Raw genomic sequence first — 7,036 nt, 5'->3', positions numbered from 1 at the left:
CCACCGCCGCCGGCGACCTGGAGCTCAAGATTTCCAAGCTGCGGTCCGGGTCGTTCTTCCCCTCCCTGCTGGAACGCCGCCGTTTCGCAGTGGTCATGTGCGCCATGCCATCGGCTGGCGACGGAGTCGTGCCTATTCCAGCAACGGTGGACTGGCTACGGTCAACCGAACCCGCAGCGAGGCGAGAGATGGTCAAGACGACCACCGCCCTCTGCCGTACGGGTCAGGAAAAGCTGGCCATGAGTATGGAAAGCGACCGCTGGTTCTGGCCGGAGCCCTTGGCGTCCGTCGAGTTGATCGAGTAGACCAGCGTCCTGCTCAGGTCGCGGGTCGCGCCGACGCCGGCCGCGTAGCCGAAGCGGGCACCGCTCTTGCCGTAGGCGACGACGCCGCCCGGCAGCACGAATCTGGTCATGCCGGAGGTGTAGGAGGCCGGGGTGTTGCCGCACTCGTCGTACATCGTCACGTCGGGCACGGTGAACATCGGCTCCAGCTGGGCGGGTGGCACGACCGTGCCGGAGAAGAGCGCCTCGACGAACTTCTCCAGGTCCGCCGCGGTGGAGATGAGGTCGCCGGAGGCCCAGGTGGAGGTGACACTGGTCTCGGTCATGTCGACCACGTGGCCGCCGGCGTAGGGGACTGCGTCCTCGAAGCCGGCGGGCACCGCCTGGTAGCCCTTGTTATGCGGGCCGCGGACGCGTGGTGACGTGCCGGGCAGGTAGCTGTCCCGCATGCGGAGCGGGCGGAGGATCCGGGAGGTGACCTCGTGCTCGTACGAGCGCCCGGTGACCTCCTCGATCAGCAGGCCGGCCACGAACGTGTTGACGTTGAGGTAGTGCTGCCGGGTGCCGGGCGTGAACTCGATCGGATTCCGTACCGCCAGCGCGACGTACTCCCGCGGTTTCCAGGTCTTGAACCGCGTCTGGTAGACCCACTCGAGGGTCTCGGGCAGGTCGGGCGCAGGCAGGCCGCTGGTGTGGTTGAGCAGCTGGCCGACGCGGATCTCCGGATATGAGGCGGGCAGCAGGCCGGGCAGGTAGTCCTGGACGCTCGCGTCAAGCGAGAGCCTTCCCTCGGCGACGAGCTGCAGAACGACCGCGGTGGTGAACATCTTGGTCACGCTGCCCACGCGGAAGCGCACGTGCTCGGTCGCTTTCCGCCCCGTTTCGATGTCGGCCACGCCGGCCGCGCCCTGCCACGAGCCCTGGGACCCGCCGACCCGGACGACGGCGGCGGTGGCGTCGGGCGCGGGAAGGTCCGCGATGGCCTTCTGGAGCGCGGCGGGGTTGACCGGCGGGATCTTCACGTCGGGAGCGGGCCGGATGACGCTGGGCGTCGGGCAGGAGGCGGTGGATGGGTTCAGCGTGGCCGCCTGGGCGGGCACGGCATCGACGGTTCCGGCCGCGAGGGTGCCGGCGATTGCGAGGCAGGCCAGGGCGAGCTTCATCGATATCTCCAGGTGGGAAGGGAGGTTCGGGGTGATGGGCCCATCCTGTCGATCAAGCCTCGGCAGCGGATCGCCGAGACGACCCATTTCCTCTCCCTCTTGCGAGCGAGTGACCGGATCGCCCTTGTCGGCGATGTGAGAGGCCGGTCGGAAGGCGGACGATCGGCGCCATGAACTCACGCTTTCCCTTCTTCGCCGCCCCTTCGCTGGTACTCGCCTACGGTGTGATCCGCATCCTCGACGGTCTCGATGGCAGCCACGGCCCCGGCTTCGCCTGGGCCAGTGGTCACCTCGCCTTCGTGGCGGCGCTGTTGTTGTTCGTCCCGATCTTCTGGCATATGCGGCGGGTGGCAGGGCGCGGCACCCTGGCCACCGTGAGTGCGGTGGTCGGCACCGCCGGCGTCGCGGCGCTGCTCGCGCAGTTCGGCATCGACCTCGCGGTCGGCTTCATGTCCGCCGACCACGCTGGCATGAGCGTGCTCTTCGACCGGGTGCGGGCCGTGCCCGGCGTACCGATCGCGGTCTACGACGTCGGCCCGTACCTGTTCTACGTGGGCCAACTCCTGCTGTTCTGCCAGTTGGCGGTGCAGCGCCGGGTCAGGGCATGGGCGCTCGTCCCTGTCCTGGGCTACCTGATCCTCCCGTTGGTCACCAAGGACCTCATCCCGCTGTCCGCTTTCTGCTTGATCGTCGCGTTCACCCCTCTCGCTCGCGGGGCCGTCTCGCAGGCCGCGCCCCGGCCCTCCTCGGCCCTCGTATGATGCGGCGAGTGTCCGATATACGGTTCCTTGCGCCGGTCAGGCGGTGGACCACCGTGCTGCCGCCACTTTGGGGGGACGCCGCACTCGCGCTGCTGACGCTGTTCGTGCAGCTGTGGCCGTTCCTCTCTCGCGAGAACCCGTTGGGCGGATCCTGGCACTGGTGGGGCTACATGGTCGTGGTCGCCGCCGCGGTGCCGCTGATCTGGCGGCGTCGCGCGCCGGTACCCGTCCTGGTGGCCTGTCTGCTGCCGACGGGCTTGTACGACCTCGTCGACCAGGTGCCTTCCCAGCCCATCTGGTACGCCGGCCTCGTCGCGGTCTACACCGTGGCCGCCCACACCAGGCTGTGGACCAGCCTGTCCCTGCTCATCCTGGCGGTCGGCGGTGGCCTGCTCGTGGTCGGCTCCTCCGAGACCGCGCTGCGCGGCGTCGTGTGCTTCGTCGCCGCGTACGCCATCGGGCGCGCCGCCGCCTCCTCCCGTGCCCACGCCGCCGCACTGGAGGAGCGAGCCGCCCGGCTGGGCCGCGAGCGCGAGGTCGAGGCCGAGCGGGCCGCCGAGCGCGAGCGGGCCAGGATCGCCCGCGACATGCACGACATTCTGGCCCACGCGGTCAGCCTCATGGTGGTCCAGGCCGAGGCCGGACCGGTGGCGGTCCGGAGCGACCCGGTCAAGGCGGAGGCCGTCTTCGACGCCATCGCCGCCGCCGGTCGCGACGCCATGGTGCAGCTGCGCCGAATGCTGAGCGTGCTGAAGGAGGAGGAGGCCTCGCGGGCGCCGCAGCCCACCATCGCCGCGCTCACCACGCTGACCGACCAGGTCAGGGCCACCGGACTGGACGTGACGTACTCCAGCTCCGGCGTTCCCGGGCCACTGACCCCGGACACCGAGGTCGCCGCTTACCGGATCACCCAGGAAGCCCTTACCAACATCGTCAAACATGCCGGCGCCACCCACGCCGGCGTCGAACTCACCTGGCAGGACGACACCCTCATGATCGACGTCACCGACGACGGCCACGGCGGCGAAGCCTCGCTGCCGTCGGGCGGCAACGGGCTGATCGGCATCCGCGAGCGCGCGGTCGCCTGCGGCGGCACGGCCGTCGCAGGGCCGCGCACCGACGGGCCGGGCTTCCATGTCCGCGTCCGCCTCCCGCGGCCGGTGACCGCATGAGCGTGCGCGTGGTGGTCGCCGACGACCAGGAGCTGGTACGGGCCGGCTTCAGCATGATCCTCGACGCGCAGCCGGACATCGACGTCGTGGCCGAAGCGGGCAACGGTGCGGAAGCGCTCGAAGCCGTCCGTGAGCACCGTCCCGACCTGCTCCTGCTGGACATCCGCATGCCGGTCATGGACGGCATCGAGGCGGCCGGGCTCGTGTGTGCGCAGAGCGACTGCCGGGTCCTCATGCTGACCACGTTCGACGGGGACGACTACGTCTACGACGCCTTGCGAGCAGGGGCGAGCGGTTTCCTGCTCAAGGACGTCCGCCGCGACGACCTCGTGCACGCCGTTCGCGTGGTCGCCGCCGGCGAGTCACTGCTCGCGCCCTCGATCACCACCAAGCTCATCGCCGAATTCACCTCCCGTGGCGCCGCGCGTCCCGCCGCACCGCCGTCGGATCGGCTGGGCGGGCTCACCACCCGCGAGGAGGAGACGCTGGGGTTGCTCGCGCGCGGCTTGTCCAACGCCGAGATCGCGCAGGCCATGGTGGTCAGCGAGCACACCGTGAAGACCCACGTCAGCAACGTGCTGACCAAGCTCGGGCTGCGCGACCGGGTCCAGGCGGTGATCGCCGCCTACGAGAGCGGCCTGATCGTCCCCGGGCAGTGATGACGGCGCCGGGGTGCTGTACAGCCGCGGGCACAGCAACGCCGCCGTGAGCGAGCACCCGGCATCGGTCGTCATCTGCCGCTTGAGCAGGGTTACGTCCGTCCAGCCGTCACCGTATGGTGGTCGCCGGCGGTTCATTTTCCCCCCTCAGCGGTAGCCGGAGAACGAACCGGGCGCCGCGGGGGGAGTCCTCGATGCGCAGAGTTCCGCGATGGGCATGGGCGATGTCGCGGGAGATCGCAAGGCCGAGTCCGCTACCGGTGGCGTCTCGGCGGTGTCCGTCTTCCAGACGGACGAACCGCTCGAAAACTCGCGCGCGGTCGGCCGGTTCGATGCCGGCTCCGTCATCGGTCACCGCCAAGACCGCTTGGCCGTCAGCGTACGTGACGGATACCGTGACGCCAGTCTCTGCGTGCCGCTGCGCGTTGCTCACCAGATTGTTCAGCAGCCGGATCAGCTGGGTTCGTGAGCCCTGTACCCACACATCTCCGGTCACCTGAGTATGCACCGGCATGGTGTGGGAGGGCGTCCCCGCCTCCGCCGTCACCAGGGCTCCGAGGTCGATCGGCTCGGACGGCGCCGGTTCACCGTCGCACAGGCGGGCCAGCAGCAACAGGTCCTCGACGATCGCCTCGAGCCGGTCGGTGGTCGACAGGGCTCCCTGAATCGTGTCACGCGGATTGATCTGATCGGGGTAGAGCAGTGCCTCCTCCAGTTGCACCCGCAGGCCGGCGATCGGATTGCGGAGTTCGTGGGACGTAGTGGAGGCCAGTTGGCACTGCAGCTTCAGCGGGCGCAGTGAGCGGCCCGTCATCCGCCACGTCAGCCATCCTGACGCCACCGTCATCAGCAGCGCGGACGCCGCGATGGCGTACTCGAGGTCGTGCGTCGACAGAATCGACGGCTCCACCGCGCCGGCGTACACGACAGGGGAATCCGCATCCAGTGAGATCCTCTCGGCCACGAGCAGGACACACCGCTCGTCCGGGAGGCACTCGGTCCGCCGCTGCACGCGGTTGCCGGGCTCCGGTCTGAACATGCTGAGGGGCGTCCGGCCCGTCTGAGGGCTGGCGTTCACAATCCTGCCCCCGGCGTCCACCACTTGGATGAGATCGATGCCGGCGGAGGTGGGGATGGGGTGTGGCATTTGCCCGACCCGCATATGCGCGCTCCACCAGAGGGTGATCTTCTCGGCGTTGAGGAACGCCTCGTCTCGAACCCAGTGGCGGACCGCCAGATCCATGCTCACGCCGATCATGACCCCGGTCACAAGGGCAAGCAGCGTGGCTACCGTCGTGTAGCGCACCTGAATGGGACACAGTGGCGGCATCGCTTCACCGTTTTCCTGGGTGTCCGACCAGTTCTTCTGAGCGGGCCACTGCCCGCAATTCATTGGGGATCTCGGCTGGTTGTTTCATCGCTGCTGTGTCTTTCAAGCTGATCGCTGATCCACACGGACGTCGAGTGGCTCAGGAACAGCCTCAGCCATCCGCGAGTTGCTTCTTGGGGGTCGCCGTTCCCTTTCCTGGGCGCGCATCACCTGCGGGCCGCATAGCCCTGCAGTCTCAGTGCAGTGGGGCGGTGCCATGGTTCGAGCTTGGCATGATGACCGGCCACCGGCAGCGCACGCGCGCCTGGTCGAGCGGCCGTCGCACTGAGTTATGTGGACGGTTTAGTCCATATAATCCACGGTTGCCCGACCTTGTCAACTCGCTATGTCAAGATCTCGGAGCTACTATGACTCGGCGCGATGCGTGCGAGACGGATCACAAGCTGTCGCTGATCGCTTCTAGCGATCTTTCCCTATGTGACCTTTAACCCAGTTCATCGCCATGTCGAGAGCGAGCACCAAGGGCTTTTCATCCTGCATCGCAGCCGGATCACGTCTGGGTTCGGCCGTTTCGGATCGTCGCGTCGGAAGCTCTTGACAGCATCCACTCACAAGACCAAGCTGGACGAAATCGTCCATCTGACGGCAGCGGTGCCTGCGTGCCAGCACTCCAGGTGGAAGCTGGCCGCGACCTGATCGGCCCGAGAGGTCGCCATCACTGTGGTGTTGTGCAGCCGAGCGTCGGTCGATCACCCGTCAGCCACGTAATCAATATCTGTGCGTGGCGGAGGGGAGCGCGGACATGAGGAAGGTCTTTTGTGGCGGGCCCGAGGCCGGATGTATTGATGCCATCGCGGCCATTTGCGTCGAACTGGCGGCCATCGACGTCGGCGACTTGTCCCACCGCTTGCCGGAAGTGCATGGGAACGGCGAGATCGTTCGGCTCGCCCGGACGATCAACACGATCCTTGGGCGACTGGAAGAGGCGCAAAGGCGCGTGGAACGAGCGCTCGACCAGCAACGGCAGTTCGCTCTGGACGCCTCACATGAACTGCGTACTCCTCTCGCAGGGCTGCGCGTGCGACTGGAAGACGCCCAGATGTATCCGGATGACGTCGATCTGACGGATCTCCTCGATGAGGCACTCGGTGACCTTTGCCGGGTGCAGAGCCTCATCGCCGATCTTCTTCTGCTGGCCAGGCTGGGGACGGGCAACGAGACGACGATGAAGGAGGTGGACCTCGCGGCGTTGGTCCGTGAGGTGGTCGCCCGCGACGCGGGGCGGCAGGAGATACAGCTTCACCTCGACCCCGAGGTGACCGTGTATGCCGTCCCATCTCATATCAACCGAATGCTCACCAATCTGCTCGACAATGCCCACCGTCACGCTGCACAGACGATACGGATCAGCCTGCGCTCCGCAGGCGACGGCGCCGAACTGGCCATCGCCGACGACGGAGAAGGCATCGCCCAAGCCGACCGCGAGCGGATCTTCCATCGCTTCGTCCGGCTGGACTCGGCCCGCAGCCGTGACTGCGGAGGCACCGGCCTCGGCCTGGCCATCGCCCGTGACATCGCCTCCGCCTACAACGGCAGCCTCCACGTCGAAGACTCCGCTTCGGGTGGCGCATGTTTCGTCCTCCGGATGCCCCTAGCCAGGGACCACT

General features: G+C 67.8%; 6 protein-coding genes and 1 pseudogene. 5 read left to right on the top strand and 2 right to left on the bottom strand.

The annotated features are described in order from the left end of the window. Positions 1–83 (top strand): annotated as a pseudogene (locus MPTA5024_RS41300) (transposase); the annotation flags it as partial. A 140-nt stretch (positions 84–223) separates the two neighbouring features. On the opposite strand, the gene MPTA5024_RS25780 reads toward MPTA5024_RS41300, so the two are convergent. Then, on the bottom strand, positions 224–1,447 hold the full coding sequence (locus tag MPTA5024_RS25780; protein WP_036328799.1) for a serine hydrolase domain-containing protein: 1,224 nt from the start codon (positions 1,445–1,447) through the stop codon (positions 224–226). Positions 1,448–1,617: 170 nt separating this feature from the next. Between MPTA5024_RS25780 and MPTA5024_RS25775 the strand changes: the two genes are divergently transcribed. From MPTA5024_RS25775 to MPTA5024_RS25765, 3 genes are read left to right on the top strand one after another with little or no spacing between them, the layout of a single operon-like run. After that, positions 1,618–2,208, top strand: a complete 591-nt coding sequence (locus MPTA5024_RS25775; protein ID WP_036328797.1) for a hypothetical protein — start codon at positions 1,618–1,620, stop codon at positions 2,206–2,208. Continuing rightward, on the top strand, positions 2,208–3,380 hold the full coding sequence (locus tag MPTA5024_RS25770) for a sensor histidine kinase (protein WP_232326630.1): 1,173 nt from the start codon (positions 2,208–2,210) through the stop codon (positions 3,378–3,380). The genes MPTA5024_RS25775 and MPTA5024_RS25770 overlap by 1 nt, the downstream gene beginning before the upstream one ends. Continuing rightward, entirely contained in the window at positions 3,377–4,039 is a 663-nt protein-coding gene (locus MPTA5024_RS25765) for a response regulator (RefSeq protein WP_036328792.1), read from the top strand. Before MPTA5024_RS25770 ends, MPTA5024_RS25765 begins: the two co-directional genes overlap by 4 nt. 109 nt (positions 4,040–4,148) lie before the next feature. On the opposite strand, the gene MPTA5024_RS25760 is transcribed toward MPTA5024_RS25765, so the two are convergent. Next, entirely contained in the window at positions 4,149–5,345 is a 1,197-nt protein-coding gene (locus MPTA5024_RS25760) for a sensor histidine kinase (protein ID WP_198167367.1), read from the bottom strand. Between the two features lie 826 nt (positions 5,346–6,171). On the opposite strand from MPTA5024_RS25760, the gene MPTA5024_RS40035 reads away from it, so the two are divergent. After that, the coding region (locus MPTA5024_RS40035; RefSeq protein ID WP_198167366.1) for a sensor histidine kinase at positions 6,172–7,036 on the top strand (865 nt) is incomplete at its 3' end.

The sequence above is a fragment of the Microbispora sp. ATCC PTA-5024 genome, from assembly GCF_000511135.2.
Classification (GTDB): Bacteria; Actinomycetota; Actinomycetes; order Streptosporangiales; family Streptosporangiaceae; genus Microbispora; species Microbispora corallina.
The sequence above is the reverse complement of the archived record's forward strand: the minus strand, read 5'-3'. Positions and strand labels throughout refer to the sequence as shown.